General features: G+C 56.9%; 12 protein-coding genes. 6 read left to right on the top strand and 6 right to left on the bottom strand.

The features are described 5' to 3' along the window. Window positions 1–335 precede the first annotated feature (335 nt). From bcsC to bcsR, 5 genes are read right to left on the bottom strand one after another with little or no spacing between them, the layout of a single operon-like run. Window positions 336–3734, bottom strand: coding sequence for a cellulose synthase complex outer membrane protein BcsC (bcsC, locus tag CUN67_RS00455; RefSeq protein ID WP_208713547.1), 3399 nt, complete (start codon window positions 3732–3734; stop codon window positions 336–338). Beyond that, window positions 3727–6024, bottom strand: a complete 2298-nt coding sequence (gene bcsB / locus CUN67_RS00460; protein ID WP_439332267.1) for a cellulose biosynthesis cyclic di-GMP-binding regulatory protein BcsB — start codon at window positions 6022–6024, stop codon at window positions 3727–3729. Before bcsB ends, bcsC begins: the two co-directional genes overlap by 8 nt. 11 nt (window positions 6025–6035) lie before the next feature. Beyond that, window positions 6036–8642 carry a UDP-forming cellulose synthase catalytic subunit gene (bcsA, locus tag CUN67_RS00465; protein ID WP_208713549.1) on the bottom strand — a complete coding sequence of 869 codons (2607 nt, stop codon included), beginning with the start codon at window positions 8640–8642 and terminating at the stop codon, window positions 6036–6038. Further along, on the bottom strand, window positions 8639–9370 hold the full coding sequence (gene bcsQ, locus CUN67_RS00470) for a cellulose biosynthesis protein BcsQ (RefSeq protein ID WP_208713550.1): 732 nt from the start codon (window positions 9368–9370) through the stop codon (window positions 8639–8641). Before bcsQ ends, bcsA begins: the two co-directional genes overlap by 4 nt. Continuing rightward, the gene (gene bcsR, locus CUN67_RS00475; protein ID WP_208713551.1) at window positions 9370–9564 is read right to left on the bottom strand and encodes a cellulose biosynthesis protein BcsR; all 195 of its coding nucleotides are present in this window, start codon (window positions 9562–9564) and stop codon (window positions 9370–9372) included. Before bcsR ends, bcsQ begins: the two co-directional genes overlap by 1 nt. A 199-nt stretch (window positions 9565–9763) precedes the next feature. Here bcsR and bcsE point away from each other — a divergent pair, with 199 nt between their 5' ends. The 6 genes from bcsE to CUN67_RS00505 all read left to right on the top strand — a co-directional run bounded on the left by bcsE (window position 9764) and on the right by CUN67_RS00505 (window position 18671). Then, window positions 9764–11311, top strand: a complete 1548-nt coding sequence (gene bcsE, locus CUN67_RS00480) for a cellulose biosynthesis protein BcsE (protein ID WP_208713552.1) — start codon at window positions 9764–9766, stop codon at window positions 11309–11311. Beyond that, window positions 11311–11499 (top strand): cellulose biosynthesis protein BcsF, encoded by a 189-nt coding sequence (bcsF, locus tag CUN67_RS00485; protein WP_208713553.1) that lies wholly within the window; start codon window positions 11311–11313, stop codon window positions 11497–11499. The genes bcsE and bcsF overlap by 1 nt, the downstream gene beginning before the upstream one ends. Further along, complete coding sequence (bcsG, locus tag CUN67_RS00490; RefSeq protein ID WP_208713554.1) at window positions 11499–13136, top strand: cellulose biosynthesis protein BcsG; 1638 nt, start codon at window positions 11499–11501, stop codon at window positions 13134–13136. Before bcsF ends, bcsG begins: the two co-directional genes overlap by 1 nt. Before the next feature lie 240 nt (window positions 13137–13376). Beyond that, complete coding sequence (gene hmsP, locus CUN67_RS00495) at window positions 13377–15389, top strand: biofilm formation regulator HmsP (protein WP_208717042.1); 2013 nt, start codon at window positions 13377–13379, stop codon at window positions 15387–15389. A 242-nt stretch (window positions 15390–15631) separates the two neighbouring features. Continuing rightward, a complete protein-coding gene (locus tag CUN67_RS00500) occupies window positions 15632–16918 on the top strand; it encodes a dicarboxylate/amino acid:cation symporter (protein WP_208713555.1) in 1287 nt (428 codons plus the stop codon). A gap of 244 nt (window positions 16919–17162) precedes the next feature. Then, the gene (locus CUN67_RS00505) at window positions 17163–18671 is read left to right on the top strand and encodes a M16 family metallopeptidase (protein WP_208713556.1); all 1509 of its coding nucleotides are present in this window, start codon (window positions 17163–17165) and stop codon (window positions 18669–18671) included. A 3-nt stretch (window positions 18672–18674) separates the two neighbouring features. Here CUN67_RS00505 and CUN67_RS00510 read toward each other — a convergent pair whose 3' ends face one another. Then, window positions 18675–19547, bottom strand: coding sequence for an alpha/beta hydrolase (locus tag CUN67_RS00510; protein ID WP_208713557.1), 873 nt, complete (start codon window positions 19545–19547; stop codon window positions 18675–18677). Window positions 19548–19873: the final 326 nt, after the last annotated feature.

Genomic DNA, 19873 nt, shown 5'->3' on the forward strand with positions numbered 1-19873 from the left:
ACGGACCGGCGTCGATTCGCTCCTGCTCAACGCCGCCTTTCGCCGCATCCATGCGGCTCATCCTGGAATCGCTCCCGCGTTCAGCGAGTCCGGATGGCGCTCACACCCCCGCTGCACGCCTTTTGCTTTCCATTTATTCCTTCATTGCTTTTTGCGCGATAAATCGCGCCGCTACAAATAACTGCACGCTGTTGTAGCGGCGCGATTTATCGCGCAATTCAGATAGCACGGTCTTTCAGACGGGGGTGTTGGCGGCCCTGAAACTACCCGCCGCCTGGCGGGCGGAACCTTCTCAGAGTCAAACCGCTGCACGCCAATTTCTCAGCGATTAATCGCTACTTAAAATCCGCATAAGGAATCAACGGCTGTGGCGGCATATCCATATCCCCGTTCCAGCCCGCCATCGAATACCGCACATACAACAGCCCGTGACTTGGGGTGTAATCCTTCGCCTGCTGGATATCCATCGCTACCCCGACAAACCAATGCGGTGTGATGCGTCGCTCAACTATCGCCTGCAAGGTATAACCAAAACCGCTGCCGGAGCTGCTGCCGGACATCGGGTTCGACGCCAGTTCAAACCCTGGATTCACCGGGTAGCGCTGCTGCGCATCGGTTTGTGAATGCGACCAGGAAACAGAACCACCGAGATCAAACGACCAGTTTTCGGTGCGCTGACGGTAAGTTACCGGCACCGAAAACGACAAATATTGCTGCGGGCTGTAGTAACCGCCCTGACCAAAGGTGTAATCGCTTAAATCCTTCTGGTAGTGCCACAGCATACTGTTCAGGCCAACCGTGGCGCGGCGATTGTCCTCGTTAATCAGCTTGTAGTAATAACCGGCCATCAAACGTTCACGGGTATTATCCGCGACGTTTTCACCCGTGAGCTGATGCGCACTGAGATCGGCCCATACCCCGTGTGCGCCGCCCTGATCGTAACTCAGACCGAGTGAACCGCCGGTGGCGACCACGCCGCCCCAGGTTTTTCCACCGTTGGTGGCCGGATCGCGCGCACCGGCATACGCCAGCAGCGAACTGGAAATCGGACGACGTGAAGCCGTCAGCGTCACGCCGATATCATCCACATCGGTTTTCCAGCTCAGGCCGCCAACCCAGTTAGTCACCTCAAAGCCGAGCGGGGTGGTGCCTACGTCGGCTGACCAGCGATCGTTATGCCAGCCAACACCAACCGCAGTACCTTCGTCGCGCTGGGTAAAGTCACGGCTACAACCGCCGGAATTGTCATCGTTACAGCTGCCGAAACGATCGTTGTGGCTACCGTTCTCTGTCGCGAAAGTGCCTGCCGAAACCAGCACATGATCGACGCGCACAAAACTGCGGCCATCGGCCAGTGGCGTTTCCGCCTGCATCATGGTGGTGTGGGCGGTAAAATCTGAGCGGCCACCGCTGCCTTTATCACGCGAGTAATCCTGTTCCAGCGTGAGGGTGGTGTCCTGCTGGCGATAAAGATCGGCGGCGTCGCTGCGGATGCCACGCTTCAGCCAGTCATCGTCCGGCTGGTTACGGGTTAACCGGGTGTAGCTGTCGTTATCGGTGGGGACGGTCTGGCTGATGCCGCTGGCATACATCGCCAGGCGATAATCCTGCTGCGCCAGTTCTGGCTGATGCAGCTGGCTTTCCAGCCGTGCGGCATCACGATAAACCAGCGCTTTCCCCTGCGATGGCGCTGCTGTGGCTGCGCGGGTTTTCAGCTCGCTAAACAACTGTTGCGCATGTGCGTTGTCGCCGCTGTTCTGCCAGGCGAGTGCCACGCGACGGCCACTGTTGAGGCTCTCCTGCGCCACGCTGTCCGGTAATTGCTGCAACGCCTGACGGGCTTCCTGCGGGCGATGCAGTTCCAGCAAGGCTTCGATACGCCCCAGTGCGGCGTCATTATTCTTCGCATCCTGTTGTAGCACCCGCTGATAACCGGCCAGCGCGCTGCGCGCATCGCCGCGCTCCAGCGCCCAGTCGGCGAGGATGATATCGCGACGTGGCGAGGCGGGCTGCTGCTGTAACAACGCGATGGCGGCTGCTTCGTTACCCGCATCGCGCAACGCCCTGGCGCGGGCCATGACTTTCTGCTGATTCAGCCGCTCCGCCAGCTCACGCATGTTGTCATCCCAGCGTGCCTGCGGCAGACGGTTGAGTGCCGCCAGCGCGGCGTCATCCTCATCACCGGATGACAACCACAGCGCCTGCGCATAGCGGGCACTGGGGTCCTGTGGGTGCTGGCGTACCATATTGTCAATGACTTCACGGCCCTGGGCAGCTTCCCCGCTGTTGCGCAGCGCCCCTGCCAGCCGGTATGACAGCCAGATGTCGTCAGGCATCATCTGTGTTGCCTGGCGATATTTCACCACCGCCTGATGCCACTGCCCCTGCTGTGCCAGCGCATCTGCTTCGGCGAGCAGGCGGTCACTGCGCAGCGCCGTCAGGCGGCGTTGTGCCGTGGTGTTGCTGCGATCCATTCGCTGCGCCTGCTGCCAGTATTGTTCCGCCTGCGCGCTGTTGTGACGCGCCTGCGCCACATCGCCAAGGCCAATCAACGCCCAGCTGTCACGATTATCGATGGCCTGGGCGTAGCGATATTGACGCTCCGCCCCGGCGAGATCGCCTTTCTTCAGGGCGTTATCCCCGTTGTTGATCGCCAGCCAGTAACGGTTGGTTTGCAGCAATGATTGCCACTTGCCCACCTGGGTGCTGGCCTGGCCGTTTTTGATCGCTTTTTCCAGCCAGCGAATGGCAGCGGCACGGTTATTGGCGCGCGCCTGCGCCTGACCCATCGCGCCCATCAGTTCGGCATCGTCAGGTGTGGCTTGCAGCGCCGCGCTGAGCGAGGCAATCGCCCCTGCGCCGCCCCCGGCATTCACCAGCGCCAGCCCGCGCATGCGCTGACGATACGCCGGATCGGCCAGCAGTTTTTGCTGCCGTGCCAGCTCCTCCTGGCCACGCTGTTGCGCATCGCCGGAGGTAAAGATGCTGAGATATTGTTGCAGGCTGGCGACGCTGCGATCGCTGACGGGCTGATTCTGAATCTGTTGCAGCCATAGCTCGGAAGCGGCATCACGGCCACCATCGCGTTTGGCGAGGCTGCGCAGCTGCGTCAGTGCTTCTGCTGGCCGATTGTTATCAAACGCCATGCGCGCCAGTTGCAGCTCCACGCCAATATTGCCGGGGTAACGTTGCTCCAGTGCCTGCAATTGACGGTACGCCGTGGTCTGCTGGCCGGGCAGACGTGCCACCAGCTGCCAGTACTCCAGCTCGGTGGTGACATCCGGGAAGACGCCGTGAAACAGCGCATCCCACGCGGCTTTGGCTTCAGGGAGATGACCTGCGGCGGCCAGCAGCCGTGCCTGCTGCAGCTGCTGACGACCAACGCTGGTGGTCAGCGTCAGACCGGCTGCGGATTCCCGGGCGGCAGCGGATTGCGGTGCTACGCGTTGCAGTTCATCCATCAGCTGGCGGGCTTTGGTCTGATCCCCCTGACGCAGCGCCATACGAATCTGCGCCGCCAGCACCTGGGGATTATCAGGGTCGATTTTTTCCAGCCGGTACAGCGACTGCTGCACCAGGTCGTATTTGTTGGTCGATTCGCCGGTACGAATCTGCATCAGCAGCCATTCGACCGGCGACACCTGCGGGCCAGCCGGAGCGGCGACCGCGCCTGCCAGCATGGCCAGCGTGCTGCCGAGCAGCAAGCTCACCCGCAACGCGCGTGCTTTATTCATCGTATTCGTCTTCGGCCAGACGACGGCGGCTCACCATGCGCATCAGACGCCATGCCATCAGCGCAAACAACAGCACAACCAGGGTCGCGCATACTGCCAGCCACACCGGATGGGTCGCCAGCAGGTTCCACAGACGCTCCCACCACGGCAGATGGCCGACATAGTAGGTATCACCGACGCGCAGGCTGTAAACGCCTGATTCACGGATGATCGAGGCGGCACCAAAAATGGCGGCGCGTTTGCCGCTATCCTGCATCGCGTTGTTGAGCAGGTCCCAGCCGCGCGGGCTGTCGGCCAGCAGCGCCACCACGCTACGTTGATCGAAGAACGGTGACTGGAAGCCAACAATCACCCCCATTGGCCCGCGTGAACTGATGGTGGTCTGGCTCTCGACTTTACGGTCGGCGGCGGAGGCACGAATGTTCGGTGCGCTGACCTGGCGGGTTGGCATATTGATCCAGCTGCGTGCAGCAGCGACCAGGGCGTTGATCTTACGGTCGTCCTGGAGATCGTTCGGGATGCTGCCGATCATCAGCAGATCGGCATCGGTATTTTTCGCTTTGCTCCAGTCATCGCTGAGCTGCACGCGCAGCGCCGGATAACCGGTTTGCGCACCAATGCTGCCGATAGCATTCAGCAGGGTAGTAACCTCGCTGTTATTCGGTTTCGGCTGAACCAGCACCAGCGTCTGCGCCAGATCGGCGTAGCGGCTGTAGGGGAAGCCCGCATTGGCCCAGGCACGCAGCGACGGCATTTCGATGTAATGACGATAGCCGGAGAAATCGATGCTGGAGTGATCATCAATCACCACATGGTGGTCAACTGCCGTCACGGTTTCGCAGCGCCCATCGGCGGTGCCACCAATAAAGGTATTGGCGTAGTCGAAGTTAAAACGCAGCTGGTTTACCACGCCGAGACGCAGCGCCGGGATGGTCAGCTGGCGGCTGCTATCCTGCAATCCCTGAATCAACGGGATGTGCAGCATCTGCTTCGCGGCGGTGTCTTTCGGCGTCAGCGGGTAATCCTGCATAAACTGGTTATTCAGATGGACTGCCAGACGTGAGCCATCCTGCTGAATTGGCGAGGTATAGCGGTAAATCAGGTCCATATCGATACCGCGCGCGCGTACCAGGAACAGGTCGGGCGGCAGGTTGAGCGTCAGGGCGATCGGGTTGGGTTGCAGGCCGTCTGCCTGGAGCTGGTTCTGGTACTGCGTCAGTTCACCAAAGGTGGTGCGACGGTCGGTGCGCACCCAGTTCGGCGCATCGTATGCCTGGCGCGGTGCCAGCAGTTTGACGTTATCCACCGTCGAGCTATCGCCGCGCAGCAGCAGTTCGCCCTGGGCAATGCCTTCCACTGCGGTCAGCAAATCCTTGTCGTCGCGCCCGAGGATCAGCAGCATTTTCTCATACGGATTATCCGGCTGGCTGACCATCATCACCGTGGGTTTATCCACCGGCGGCATATCTTTCAGGAAATCGGGACGTTGATCGTTGGTGGCGAACACCACCGCATGTTGTTCTTTCGGCAGTTGGTTATACAGCACCGGGAAGGTCTGACCGCGCCATTGCGCTTTGCTGCCGAAATAGGAAGCGAGAATGGCGGCGGCACGCTGTTGTTGCAGGTCTGGCGCGCTGCTGAACACCATCGGCAGCTGCAATGGTCGGCTGTCACGGCTATCAAAGAAGGGCTCAGGGAAATGCGACAAATCGTTTTTCAGCGGTAACTTTTGCAGCGTCAGGTCGAGCTGGCTCTCCTTGCCGATATCCAGCCAGATGGTGCTGTTGGCCGGGTTTTCGCACACATTGGCGTAATGGCCGACCAGTTCCAATCGTATGCGGTTAAAGTCGCTGATAAAGCGTGGATCAATCACCAGCTGGGCCTGATTCTCTTTGCCGAGCTGATCGGCGGTGAGGGTAATCAGGCTGACCAGTTCATCGTTGAGATAGACCTTAAGTTGCGACAACGTCGGGATTAACGCCGGTGACGGACGATAGTTGAGGGTCAGCAGCGCGCGCGTCACCACTTCATCACTGCGCACGCCAAATTCAATCTGACTGGTCGGCACCGTGCCGCGTAATGTCATGCTGCCCGGCGGTGGCGCAATCTGATTAAACAACAACTGGCTGGCACGCAGCGGCGCATTCGGCATGAGCGCATCATTCAACACCGGCAAGGGTGTCTGGACGGCGGCCTGGGGCGCGAGCGGGGCGGCGGGCTGCGGTGCGGCCACAGCCAGGGTAGCGCTGCCCAGCAGCAGGGCGGTGAACCAACTCAGTTTTCTCGTCATGGTCATATCACTTAATGAGTATTTTCTGTTTTCACGCGGCCAGGACTTTGCGGCAGCAGTGATGCCAGCCAGCCCAGCAGTCGGGTCAGCAGGCTGAATAAACGACGCACCGACGGTGGCCCGTACTCCGCCAGACGCAGGTAGCCTTTAAAACCCAGCACCATAATGTCGGCGAGGCTTTGCACCGGTTTATCTTCCGGGAATCCGTCCTGCCACAGCGCCCAGGTATCGGCGCGGGCAAAGGTACACTGAATAAATTCAATGTGTTGTTCGGTGGTGAGCTGATGCAGGCGGATGCCAGCGCGGCGGCCAAAGACGCGTTGCACCTGGCAGGGGAAGCTGAACTCCTGCTGACCACGGCGCAGCAGCAGCCATACCGGTTCCTCTTCCCGCAACGCATCCGGTTCGCGTAGCTCCACGCCGACGCCGCCGTCCGAGTAGTCACGCAGTGTGCACGGCACCATATGACCATCTTCACGGGCAATGGCGGCAGGCATGGCAATTTCGACGCGATGCGCTTCGCGAATCTGGCGGGCTTCAACCGACACCGCCACCGCACCGCCGAGGATGATCATGTTGTAAATCACCCAAACCAGGCTGACCCAGATGGTGAGGATTTCGTTGGACGGGCCATAAGCCATACGCCAGAAGGCCATCACGATGCCTGCCAGATTCAGCAGCACCAGAATCATGTAGGGTTTGGTGATCACCCAGTCGAGATGACGTTTTTCCACCAGGCCACCTTTGGCGGTGACATTGAATTTGCCTTTGTGAGGATTGAACAGCGCCACCGTGGTGGGCCGGGCGATATACCAGGCCAGCACCGTTTCATACACTTCACTCCAGAACGAGTGTCGCCAGCGTCCCTGAATACGTGAGTTGGTCAGGCTGGTGTGCAGCATATGCGGCAGCACGTAGATGGCAATCGCCAGCGCCGGGGCGTAGATGATGTAGGCGTGGCACAGCAGGAACGCCAGCGGGGCCAGCAGAAAGATCAGGCGCGGAATACCGGCGAGAAAATGCAGCATGGCGTTGGCATAGCACAGACGCTGCACCAGTTTTAACCCTTTGCCGAACAGCGGGTTATCCAGGCGGAAAATCTGCACCATGCCGCGCGCCCAGCGAATGCGCTGGCCGATATGCGCCGACAGGCTTTCAGTCGCCAGCCCGGCAGCCTGCGGGATGCGGATATACGCCGAGGTATAGCCGCGACGGTGCAGACGCAGCGAGGTGTGCGCATCTTCGGTGACGGTTTCTACCGCGATGCCGCCAATTTCATCCAGTGCGGTGCGACGCAGTACGGCACAGGAGCCGCAGAAAAACGCCGCGTCCCAGGTATCGTTGCCATCCTGTACCAGGCCATAAAACAGCGAACCTTCATTGGGTGTCTGACGGAAGCGCCCCAGGTTGCGCTCAAAAGGATCGGGCGAGAAGAAGTGATGCGGCGTCTGCAACATCGCCAGCTGTTTATCTTTCAGGAACCAGCCCATCGAAAGTTGCAGAAACGAGCGGGTCGGCACATGGTCGCAGTCAAATATCGCCACGTAGTCGCCCTGGCAGCGGGTTTTCAGCGCATGGTTGATATTGCCCGCTTTGGCATGTTCATGGGTCGGACGTACCACGTACTGCACACCGACCGTGGCGGCAAACTCGCGGAATTCGTCGCGCGTACCGTCATCGAGAATATAGATATTCAGCTTGTCGCGCGGCCAGTCGATGCCCATGGCGGCATAGATGGTCGGTTTCACCACGCTGAGCGGTTCGTTATAGGTGGGCACGAGGATATCGACGTTCGGCCAGACGGAAATCTCCGCAGGCATGGAAAGCGGCTGGCGATTGAGCGGCCATAACGTCTGGAAGTAGCCCAGCACCAGCACCGTCCAGGAGTAGGTCTCCGCGCCAATCAGCAGCAGGCCGAACGTCAGGCTGAGGGGATCGTCCCAGTTAAGGGTTTCGGTGTAGCGCCACCACAGATAACGGCAGGAAACGGTGAGCGACAGCACAATCAGCATGATGGTCGATAGACGCCCCGGCACGCGACGGACCAGCATCGCCAGGCTCCACAGCAGCAACACAAAGACAAACTGCGTCATGATGCCGAATGGCTGTGAAATACACAGCAGCGCCAGCAGGCTGGCGGTAATGGCGGCGGTAATAAACAGCAGCTGGCGCAGGCGAGGTGATAAGCGTTGCAGACGCTGTTCGCAGCGCAGGGTCAGGCGATGCTGTTCCAGCCGGATCGGCAACGTGCCGAGCCAGTGGTACAACTGCTGACGCCAGCGGAATAGCGGCTGAAAAGCGTTGAAGCGCTGACGTTCACTATGCGGGCTGTCATCCAGCGGTAGCACCAGCAGCAGCCACAGGCTTTGCAACAGATAACGCAGGAAATCGAGCGGACGCGGGCGCAGTGCAGAAATCTGCGGATAGTAACGCTGACGCTGTTGCAAAATGCGCTGCCAGCCAGGGGTTTCCAGGCGCAGCAGCGACCAGGCCAGCACACACCAGCACAGATGCAGCATGATGGTCGGCCAGCTGGCCCCCTGCTGGCGTGCGGAACGGGCGCGCTGTTGCAGCGCTTGCCACGCCTGCGGCACCAGCAACCAACGCAGCGGATTCATTTTTCCGCTCCTGACACGTGGAGCAGCAGCCAGTTAGCCAGCGTGTTGATCTCCTCACTGGCGAGGGAGTGCGGGCGATATTCACCCAGCGGCTGCTTCATCATCAACGCTTCCGCCAGCGCCTCATCCCGATGGATCACCTGGGGAATCAGGTTGTTCAGCGAACTGATCCACAGCTGATGCAGATCCTGCTGAAGCCGGCTGTTGGCGTTGAACTGGTTGATTAAAAACAGCGTATGCGGCAAAAAATGTGGATGATGCAGACGCAACTGGCAGTTGGCGTCCGGGGTCAAAACCTGCACCAGCCGGTCTGCAGCATGGAGGAAGGGCAGATGCCAGAGCGACACCTCTGCCGGGACATCAATAATTAACCAGCGGTATTGTGATTGCAGTGGCGGAAAAGCATTAAGCAACGGTTCAGAAAATTTCTCACCGGCAGTGCGAATGCTTAACCTTTGCTGATGGGTTAATTTGCCAAATGGCAGGAAATCCAGCCCCGGCAGATAACGCTGTGCCGTTTGTTGCCACGGCTGATCTGAGAGCTGTGCACGTGCCCAGCCAGCCTGATGCGTGACGGCGAGATTGAAGTGGGTAGCCAGTTGATTTGCAGGAGAAAGATCGATGACCAGCACCGATTCCTGTAACGCATTCAGCGCCCAGCCGAGTGCCGCACACAGCGCGGTAGCGCCACAGCCGCCACGCAGCCCCTGGAGAGCAATGACCGGCATTAGCGTTCAGACTCCTGTGCGGCAGCTAATTCCTGGAGCAGCGGCCAGCACGACACCAGGGTATTCAAACGCTCTGCGCGGGCAATATCAATGTAGTGAAACGCCTTTAATGAAAAGGCCTCACTCAGGGCATTTATGTCATCCTGCTCATCACTGGTACGTGATACCAGTGAAAAGGCATTTTCTGTTTTCATTACTTTTTTGCCACCGGAAAAACGACAACGGATGAAAAATGGTTATATTTATTTGAGATAAGTTTAACGTTGAGGAAAACGTTAAACACCCACACAGATCAATGTGATTTGAGTTAGTGCGCTTATTTTTTATTTCAACAGTTCCAATCGCTGCCGTCTATAATAAACTAGCCTGGATTGTTCAGATCGCGAATCTAATATGAAAAATCTCTATGCGCTCGGCCTGCAACAGGTTCAGCAGGAATTAATTACGCTGCAAACGCCAGGGCTTTACTGGATAACCTGCCAAAGGCCAGAGGATGCGCGATCGTTGCTGCGTCAGGTAGTTAGTCATCAGCAGGCGGTCACCCTGATAAGCGCGGGTGAAAAACCGGCTGCGTTGCTGACCCCGGAACCGTTAAGCGGACCGGCACGCATTCCGTTATTTTCGCTGCCGTCGAATAAATCCAGCCTGTTACAATTGGTTAATGATTTTGCGCGCGTGTTGAATAGAAAAAATGGGCTGCTGCTGTTTTTTAGTAATACCGCGCAGTGGGAAAAATTATCACCGGATGAGTTGACCCTCTGGCTGAAACGAATGCGTCGGCTGTTAATGGAAAAACAAATGACGTTGCTGGTAATAACTTCTGGTACATCAATAATTAACCTGCGCAATCATTTGCAGCGTTATTTTCGCCAGGTTGATGGTGTCGCGCATTTAGAGTATGAACAGGATAGCTGGCAATATCGAATTAACTGGTGGTATTCCGCCGATCGTTTGTTGGCCGACCGCGCTATCCGGCTCAATTTCCTCGATCAACAATTTATCGCTGCCAGCGAGGCAGAACAAAATATTCCGCTCAGCCTCAATGATGAGAATCAATTTCTCGCTGAGGAAAGCGTGCTGGAAGGAGCGCCACCACTGTCCGCGCAGTGGCGATTGTTTAGCAATAATGATGGGGTGTATACCCGCGCGCAGCAGGCCAACGCGGCCACGGTGATCTTCAGCCTCGCCAATAACCACGACATCAATACCCTGGCAAAAATGGTCCATAGTTTGCGTCGCTCGCGCGGTAACGCACTGAAAATTGTGGTGCGGGAGATGAATACCAGCCTGCGCTACAGCGACGAACGCCTGCTGCTGGCGTGCGGTATCAATGCCATTGTGCCGACAGCGGCAACCCTGTCGCGTTTTCTGACCACGCTGGAAGGGATTCAGGGCCAGCAGTTTACCCGCCATGTACCGGCGGACCTCCCGGCGTTGATGCAGGCGTTGCAGCCGTTACAGCAACGCGGTTATCTGCCGCTGGAGGGGTTTTGCCGCGCGGTGCAAAAGCTGATGAAAAATACGCTGCTGCCAGAAAACGATAAAGGATTGATGGTGGCGCTACGTCCGGTACCCCAGCTGAAACCGGAACAGGTGCTGACCCTGTGTAAGCCCCGTCGTTTTGGCGACCTGGTGACACAGCGTGATGACCGTATCTACCTGTTCCTTTCCTCCTGTCGTTTTAACGATTTGGATATTGCGTTGAAATCTATTTTTTCGCTGCCCCATGACGAGTTGTTCAGCAACCGTATGGTGTGGTTTGAGGACAACCAGATTGTGTCGGAAGTACATAAAATGAGCCAGCTGACGCCGGTGACGCAGCATGATCTGCCAGCCGTGCCGGTGGCGATTAACCCGGAGCCGTCCCCCTCTGCGCCTCATCCGCGCGCGGCGCAGGTTCCCCAGCCGATTACCCTGAACATTGACGGAGTACCGCGCTGATGACACTTATGGACTGGGTACAGGTCATCATCCTGCTGTTAGTGATTCTGTTATTTCTTAAATCCCTGTTGGTCCGCTGGCTACCGCGCAGCAGTAATAGCTTGCTGATGCGCCTGCTGCCCGCTCGTGCGCTGAAGTCGGAAGGTGTCTGGCAACGGAATACAACCAAAACGGATACCAAACCGTAATGAGCGATAAAAAATCTTTGGCAAGCGGCTGGTGGCGTGGACTCGGCGGCTGGAATTTCTATTTTCTGCTTAAGTTTGGCCTGCTGTGGTATGGCTACCTGAACTTTCATGCGCTGAGCAACCTGGTGTTTCTCGCGTGGCTGCTGTTTCCGCTGCCATCGCTGCGCTGGCACCGGCTGCGGAACTGGGTATCACTGCCGATAGGCTTTGGTCTGTTCTGGCACGATACCTGGCTGCCGGGTCTGAACTCGATTCTCAGCCAGGGCGATCAGGTGGCGGGTTTCTCCACTGCCTACCTGCTGGATCTGCTTGACCGTTTTATCAACTGGGAGATGATTGGCGCAGCCTTTGTGCTGCTGGTGCTGTATCTGTTTGTCGCACAATGGATCCGCATCACGGTGCTGGTGTCGGTGGCGCTGATTGGGCTGAATGTCGTCAACATTGCCGGTCCCTCTTTCACTCTGCTGCCCGGTAAAGCCGCCACGCCAGAGGTGGTGCTGAATGATCAGCCCGCCGTGGCGGGTAAAACGCCGGATGCACTCGATCAATCTGCGCCGCCGACCAGTGCCAATCTGACCGCCTGGCTCAACCGTTTTTACGACAGCGAACGCCAGCGCGTCACCCATTTCCCGGACAGCCTGCCTGCGGATTCACAGCCGTTCGATATTCTGGTGATCAACATTTGTTCGTTGTCGTGGTCCGATCTGGATGTGGCTCAGCTGCGCAATCATCCGCTGTGGCACCACTTCGACATCATGCTGGATAATTACAACTCGGCCACCGGCTATAGCGGCCCGGCGGGGATTCGTTTGCTGCGCGCCAGCTGCGGACAGGCCTCGCACAGCAATCTGTACAAGGCCACCGATCAGCGTTGTTACCTGTTTGATAACCTGGCCAAACTCGGTTTCAAACAGGAACTGATGATGGACCATACCGGCGTGTTCGGTAACTATCTGAAAGAGTTGCGTGATTATGGCGATATGCAGGCTCCGCTGATGTCGCAAAATGGTATCGCGCCAGAGTTGACCTCGTTTGATGGCTCGACGGTGTTTAACGATGGCCAACTGATGCAGCGCTGGCTGGATGAACGCAGCAAGAGTAACGATGCGCGCAGCGCCACCTTCTATAACCTGATCCCGCTGCATGACGGCACACGCGAACTGGGCAGCACCCGCACTGCGCCCTGGCAACCGCGTGCCAAAGTGTTGTTTGATCAGCTGGATACCTTCCTGACCAATCTGGAGAAATCCGGGCGGCGCGTGATGGTGCTGGTGGTGCCAGAGCATGGTGCTGCGTTGCAGGGCGATAAGATGCAGATGTCCGGTTTGCGTGATATCCCCAGCCCGTCAATTACCCATGTGCCGGTGGGGATCAGTTTTGTCGGGATGAAGGCACCGCATCAGGGCCAGCCCCTGACCATCAATACGCCAACCAGCATGCTGGCACTTTCAGAGATTATTTCCCGCGTGGTGGATGGCCAGGTATTTAATGCGCCGAATGTGAATATGTCAGCGCTGACCGATAATCTGCCGCAAACGCCGGTGGTCTCGGAAAACGATAATGCGGTGGTGATGATGTATCAGGGCAAACCCTGGATTCGCCTTAATGGCGGCGATTGGGTGGCTTATCCACAATAGCAATTCACGCTAAAAACGCGCGATAAATCGCGCCGCTACCAATGATTGCACCTACCGTAGCGGCGCAATTTATTGCGCATTGTTGTAGCGGTGCGTTCATTAATCCGAATAATGTCTTTTATCCCTTCTCCCGCCGATTTTGCGACTTTCTCCCGGCGAAAAAAAACCGTGATCTGGGATATACTTGCTGCGCATTTTCCTGTCTGATAACACGGCTAAGAGTTGCCAGGAGAGATTTTGTTGCGCGTCAGTCGTTCCTTAACGATTAAGCAGATGGCCACAGTCTCCACCGTGGCGTTGGTTACCATCTGTATTTTTATCGTCATCCAGCTATTTCATTTTGTGCAGCAGCGCAGGATTGACTACGCCCAGCAGATGGAGAACGTGGCGCATACCGTGCGCCAGCCGCTGTCCGAAGCGGTGTTAAAAGCCGATATTCCCCAGGCCGAACGCATTCTTAATACCCTGAAACCGGCAGGCATTCTGTCACGCGCCGATGTGGTGCTGCCCAATGCGTTTCAGGCGCTGCACGCGGATTTTGAAGTTGAGAAACCGATACCGCGACTGGTGGCGCGTTTATTTGAGTTACCGGTACAAATTACGCTGCCACTTTATTCGGTAGAACGTACCGGGCTACCGAAGCCGATTGCCTACCTGGTATTACAGGCTGATTCATCCCGGGTCTATCAGTTCATCCTCAGTACCCTGGCGACGATGATCACCACCTATCTGCTGCTGGCGCTGATTTTGTCAGTATCCATCAGCTGGTGTATCAACCGGCTGGTGGTGCATCCGCTACGCAATATTTCGCGTGATTTGCAGGAGCTACCGCCGCAGTCAATCCTGACGCATAAGCTGACGCTGCCCAACAATCACCGCGACGACGAAATTGGTATGTTGATCCGCAGTTATAATCGTAACCAGCAGGTACTGGAGTCGATTCACGATGAAATGAGCCGACTGACCACGCATTTTGCCGTCACCGATTTGCCGAACCGCGCGTTGTTTCTGGCCCTGCTCGATCAGCATCTCAGCCACCCGCATCGTCATAATCCCTGGGGGGTGATGGTGATCCGCATCGAAACCTTGCAGGACGCGAACGGGGTGTTGAGCGATGACCAGCGCGACACCCTGATGCTGACGCTGGTGGAGAAAATTCGCAGCACTATCGATGACCATACGCTGCTGGCACAAACCGGACCCAGCGACTTCGCGTTGCTGATGAAGCGTGCGCACAACCCCTTTCGATCGATGCGGCTGGCACGCAATCTGATGATGCGCATCAACCAGCCGGTCAACCTGCAACAATTGCAGCTGCGGCCTAACGCCAGCATTGGCCTCGCGTTACATGACGACTCCCCCATTACCGCCAGTGAACAACTTGATCGCGCCACTTCGGCGATGATGTCGGCGCGTCACCAGGGGAAAAACCAGATCCTGTTCTTCGACCCGGCGCTGACCGAGCGGGCGCAGAAGCGCTTAACCCAGGAGCATGACATTTTGCAGGGGTTGCAGGATGAAGAGTTTGCGCTGTATCTGCAGCCGCAAATCAATATGGCGACCGGGGAGCTGGCCGGAGCAGAAGCGCTGTTGCGCATGCGTCAGCCTGATGGCAGCTGGGGGTTATCGGAAGAGTTTATCGCCAGCGCTGAAGAAATTGGTGTAATTGCCTCAATTGGCCGCTGGGTGTTTGAAGAATCCTGCCGCATTATCGCCGCGTGGCAAAAGCAGGGCATTAATATCCCGCTCAGCGTCAATATCTCGGCGGTGCAGCTGCGCGACCCCAGCGTGGTCAGTCATTTGCAAGGGCTGCTGGCGCGCCATCGTATTACGCCGGGCAACTTTGTGCTGGAGATTACCGAAACCGCTCAGATTGGCGATGCAGAGCAGGCGATGGCGTTGCTGCGGATGCTCCAGCAGACCGGTGTGGCCGTCGCACTGGATGATTTCGGGATGGGCTATTCCAACCTCAACTATCTGCATCAGTTCAAAGCGTTGCCGGTGAATAAGTTAAAGATGGATCGCAGCTTTGTTGCCGTTCTGCCGGATGATGACACCATGGTACGCATCGTGGCCGCTATCGCGGATATTATCCATCTGGATGTGATTGCCGAAGGGGTGGAAACCGCTGAACAACGTGACTGGCTGCTGGCACGCGGCATCACCATTGGTCAGGGCTATCTCTACGCCGAGGCGCTGCCGCTGCATGTCTTTAATCAACGCTGGCTTGACAAGTTATCACCCACCGAATAATCACCTGATTGATTGATTTTCCTTGCGAAATAGCACAACTCTGGTTTGCTGAAGCGTTTCAGTTCATAGTTAGAGTTTTGTAACTTTTGTAAGGAATGTAACCCTATATTAATCCTGTTAACCGGATGTTATTTTCCCTGAGGTCGGCAGGGTCTTCTCCGATGATCCTGTGGCAGCACGACATCGCTCCATCAATACATTACATAAATGACGGTGAAATCCGTCTTCACTGGACACCTGTTATGAAAACCTCGCTGTTTAAAAGCCTCTATTTTCAGGTGCTGGTTGCCATTGGCATCGGCGTTCTGTTAGGCCATTTTTATCCTGAGTTAGGCGCGCAGATGAAGCCGCTCGGGGATGGCTTTGTTAAGTTGATCAAGATGATCATCGCCCCCGTGATTTTCTGTACGGTGGTGACCGGTATTGCCGGCATGGAGAGCATGAAAGCAGTTGGGCGGACTGGCGCGGTTGCGCTGCTCTATTTTGAAATTGTCAGCACCATCGCGCTGATTATCGGCCTGATTGTGGTCAACGTGATTCAGCCGGGCGCGGGAATGAACATTGACCCTGCCACGCTGGATGCCAAAGCAGTGGCGGTTTATGCCCAGCAGGCGGAACAGCAGGGCGTGGTTGCCTTCCTGCTGGATGTGATCCCGAACAGTGTGATCGGTGCCTTTGCCAGCGGCAACATCCTGCAGGTGCTGTTGTTCGCGATTTTATTCGGTTTTGCTCTGCATCGCCTCGGTGATAAAGGCACGCTGATTTTTAACGTGATCGAAAGCTTCTCTAAAACCATCTTTGGCATCATCAATATGATTATGCGTCTGGCTCCGATTGGTGCTTTCGGTGCCATGGCTTTCACCATCGGGAAATACGGGGTCGGCTCGCTGGTGCAGCTCGGCCAGCTGATTATTTGTTTCTATATCACCTGTATTTTGTTCGTGGTGGTGGTGCTGGGGCTGATTGCCCGCGTTGCCGGTTTCAACATCTTTAAATTCGTGGCTTACATCAAAGAAGAGTTGCTGATCGTGCTGGGCACCTCCTCCTCAGAATCCGCGCTGCCGCGTATGCTGGATAAGATGGAACGCCTCGGGTGTAAGAAATCGGTGGTGGGGCTGGTGATCCCAACGGGTTACTCGTTTAACCTTGACGGCACCTCTATTTATCTGACGATGGCCGCGGTGTTTATCGCTCAGGCGACCAACGCCCATATGGACGTCTTCCATCAAGTCACTCTTCTGGTGGTGCTGCTGTTGTCATCGAAGGGCGCAGCGGGTGTGACCGGCAGTGGCTTTATCGTGTTGGCTGCGACCTTGTCGGCGGTAGGGCATCTGCCGGTGGCGGGTCTGGCGCTGATTCTGGGCATTGACCGTTTTATGTCCGAAGCGCGTGCATTGACTAACCTCGTCGGTAACGGTGTGGCGACGGTGGTGGTCGCGAAGTGGGTCGGCCAGCTGGATGAGCAGCAATTGCAGGAGACGCTTTCTTCAGCGAAAAAGGTAAAAAACGCACCAGAATCTTCACTGTAAAGCAGCAATTGCGTTAATTTGCCGGGAAATGCCCGCTGTGACTTGCCCTCACAGCGGGCATTTGCATAATAAACCCCATTGATTTTTTTCCCGGTTTTTCACCTCGTTGCGCGACTTCCTGGCCATCTTGTGGTCAAAGAGTCAGTTGAAGAATAAACGTGGCGGCAAACTGCCGCACTGGTCGCCCTTCGCGCGACCAAACGTGCCGTGATAACGAGTGTTGATCTGTTTGATAGGGGTTCACATGCAGGGCACCAGAATTCGGCTTTTGGTTGGCGGATGGCTGCTGGCGGCATCCGGTTTCAGCGTCCACGCCGAAACGCTCCAGCCTGATCCCGCCTGGCAGGAAGGCAAACTGGACAATGGTTTTAGCTGGCAGCTGCTGACTACGCCGCAGCGTCCCAGCGACCGTATTGAGCTACGCCTGATCGTTAATACCGGTTCGCTGGTGGAGAGTGCACAGCAAACCGGTTTCAGCCATTTGTTACCGCGTCTGGCGTTGGTGCATAACGCCGCGCTCGACACCAATCAGCAACGTGCGCTGTGGCAGCAGGCGATGGATCCTCATCGTCCCTTACCACCGGCGATTTCGTCGTATGATTTCACCCAATACAATCTGAGCCTGCCCAATAACCGGCCGGAACTGCTGAAAGAAGCGCTGAGCTGGCTGTCGGCAACTGCAGGCAAAATGACGCTGAATGAACAGGTGGTGGCAAGCGCGCTGAGCGCGTCCGATCCCATCGCCACCTGGCCACCCAATACCCAGGATGTCTGGTGGCGCTACCGCCTGAAAGGTTCTGCGCTGCTGGCGCACGACCCCGGCCAGCAGCCGCGTGCGCCGGTGGATATTGCGCAGCTGAAAAGTTTCTATCAACAGTGGTACACGCCTGATGCCATGACGCTGTATGTCGTCGGCAATGTCGATAGCCGCAGCCTGGCGGAGCAGATTAATAAAGCGTTCTCGGCGTTACAGGGCAAACGGCTGTCACCGGCGGCGATGCCGACGCTGTCGCCGCTGCCGCATCAGCCGGTGAACCTGGTGAACGGCGCGATGAATCAGGATCGACTGTCGCTGGTATGGGATACCGCGTGGCAGCCGATTCGTGATTCGCAAAACCTGGAACATTACTGGCAGAGTGACCTGGCACGCGAAGCGTTGTTCTGGCATGTGCAGCGTGCGCTGGGCGATAGCAAAGCGCAAAGCGTGCAGGTGGGCTTCGATTGTCGTGTGCTGTATCAGCGTGCGCAGTGTGCCATCAATATGGATAGCCCTAACGCCTCGCTACAGCAGAATATGAATCTGGTGGCGAAAGAACTGGCGGCAGTGCGTGATAAGGGTTTACCGCAGGACGAGTTTGATGCGCTGATGGCGCAGAAGCTGCTGGAGCTGAACAAACTGTTCGCAACCTATGCGCGTACTGACACGGATATTCTGATGGGGCAGCGCCTGCGCTCGCAGCAGAATGCGGTGGTCGATATCGCGCCAGAGCAATATCAGAAGCTGCGTCAGGCATTTCTCGGCAGTTTAACCCGCGACCAGCTCAATCAGGAATTGCGCCAGCAACTGACGCAGGAACTGACCATGGTGCTGATTCAGCCGGAAGGTGAAGCGGAAACGAATGTGAAGATGTTGCAGGAAGGCTGGGATAAAGTGATGGCCCCGCCAGCGACCCCTGTGACGCCAGCCACACCGGATGATGGCAAAAACGACGGCAATGCCAGCGGTAGCGAGCTGGCTCCACCGTCGTCATAAGTCTCAGGTTTTGGCCCGTAGCCACTCGGTCACCAGCATTGGCCAGCTGGCTAACGGCAAATCGGCGACGCCACGGATGCCAAATCCGTGGCCGCCTTTTTGATAGAAGTGAATTTCTGCCGGTACCTGGTTTTCCCGCAGTGCGCTAAAGAACACCATGCTGTTATTGACCGATACCGTCTCATCGTCTGCCGCGTGGACCAGCAACGTCGGTGGCGTCTGGCTGTGCACCCGGGTTTCCAGCGAATAAGCCTCAATCGTTTTCTGATCCGGCCAGGCACCCAGCAGGCGGGTGCGCGAACTTTCGTGCGCCAGGCCATCACGCATGCTGATCACCGGGTAAATCAGCACCATCGCGTCGGGCCGTGGAGAAAAGCTGTCAGCCTGATCCTGGACCGGATAGATCTTCTCGGCGAATCGCGTGCCCAGGCTGGCAGCGACATGCCCACCTGCGGAGAAGCCCATCATCACAATATATTTACCGTTCATCCCGCGCTGCGCCCGATCGCGTAGCACCCGCACCGCTCGCTGCGCATCTGCCAGCGGAGCGTCTGGTCCTTCATGATGGCCGTCATACGGCAGACGGTAGGTCATCACTGCCAGCGTGTATCCCATCGCGGTGAAGAAGGTGGCCAGCGCGCTGCCTTCACGATCGATAAGCACCCGCTGATAACCACCACCAGGCGCGACCAGCAGCGTGATGCCGTTGGAATCCTGTGGATGCCAGATCGCCATTTCCGGGCAGCGCACGCCCGTGGCGGCACGATCATAGGGTTCATACTCTTTGGCGAGATCGACAATTTGCGGTTGTGCGCGTGAGTCACTGGCACCCGGAGCATCACCGTGCGGCCAGATATTGATAATTTCTGTGTGCATAAATCAGTCCTGAGCGAGTTATGTTGTCTTTCTTGTTGTCGCGGCCGGATCAACAGCTTCCTGCTGTTGTTGATTAAAACATGGTCTTTTTTGCGACAATCGTCCAGCCGAAAACCTGCGTTCAGACGAGATTCGGACAATACCTGGCGCACATTTTTGTTGCCATAACCTATTGAATTTAAAATTAGATCTTAAGTCAGGTTAAAGTGCGAATACCCGTTCTGGACCGGTTTTGGATCGGCTCTGGCAATAAGAGGGGTTTTTAGTGGGAAGTGTTGTGCTAAGGCAAATTATCATGGCGGGATCGTTAGCCGGGGTAATGATTG

Source organism: Pantoea cypripedii (assembly GCF_011395035.1).
Lineage (GTDB): Bacteria > Pseudomonadota > Gammaproteobacteria > Enterobacterales > Enterobacteriaceae > Pantoea > Pantoea cypripedii_A.

What these genes read in the sequence shown, in the direction of transcription:
- bcsE (WP_208713552.1), top strand. Translation starts at nt 9,764, where the DNA reads ATGAAAAATCTCTATGCGCTCGGCCTGCAACAGGTTCAGCAGGAATTA.
- CUN67_RS00510 (WP_208713557.1), bottom strand. Translation starts at nt 19,547, where the DNA reads ATGCACACAGAAATTATCAATATCTGGCCGCACGGTGATGCTCCGGGT.
- bcsB (WP_439332267.1), bottom strand. Translation starts at nt 6,024, where the DNA reads ATGACGAGAAAACTGAGTTGGTTCACCGCCCTGCTGCTGGGCAGCGCT.
- CUN67_RS00500 (WP_208713555.1), top strand. Translation starts at nt 15,632, where the DNA reads ATGAAAACCTCGCTGTTTAAAAGCCTCTATTTTCAGGTGCTGGTTGCC.
- bcsG (WP_208713554.1), top strand. Translation starts at nt 11,499, where the DNA reads ATGAGCGATAAAAAATCTTTGGCAAGCGGCTGGTGGCGTGGACTCGGC.
- bcsF (WP_208713553.1), top strand. Translation starts at nt 11,311, where the DNA reads ATGACACTTATGGACTGGGTACAGGTCATCATCCTGCTGTTAGTGATT.
- bcsQ (WP_208713550.1), bottom strand. Translation starts at nt 9,370, where the DNA reads ATGCCGGTCATTGCTCTCCAGGGGCTGCGTGGCGGCTGTGGCGCTACC.
- bcsA (WP_208713549.1), bottom strand. Translation starts at nt 8,642, where the DNA reads ATGAATCCGCTGCGTTGGTTGCTGGTGCCGCAGGCGTGGCAAGCGCTG.
- bcsC (WP_208713547.1), bottom strand. Translation starts at nt 3,734, where the DNA reads ATGAATAAAGCACGCGCGTTGCGGGTGAGCTTGCTGCTCGGCAGCACG.
- CUN67_RS00505 (WP_208713556.1), top strand. Translation starts at nt 17,163, where the DNA reads ATGCAGGGCACCAGAATTCGGCTTTTGGTTGGCGGATGGCTGCTGGCG.
- bcsR (WP_208713551.1), bottom strand. Translation starts at nt 9,564, where the DNA reads ATGAAAACAGAAAATGCCTTTTCACTGGTATCACGTACCAGTGATGAG.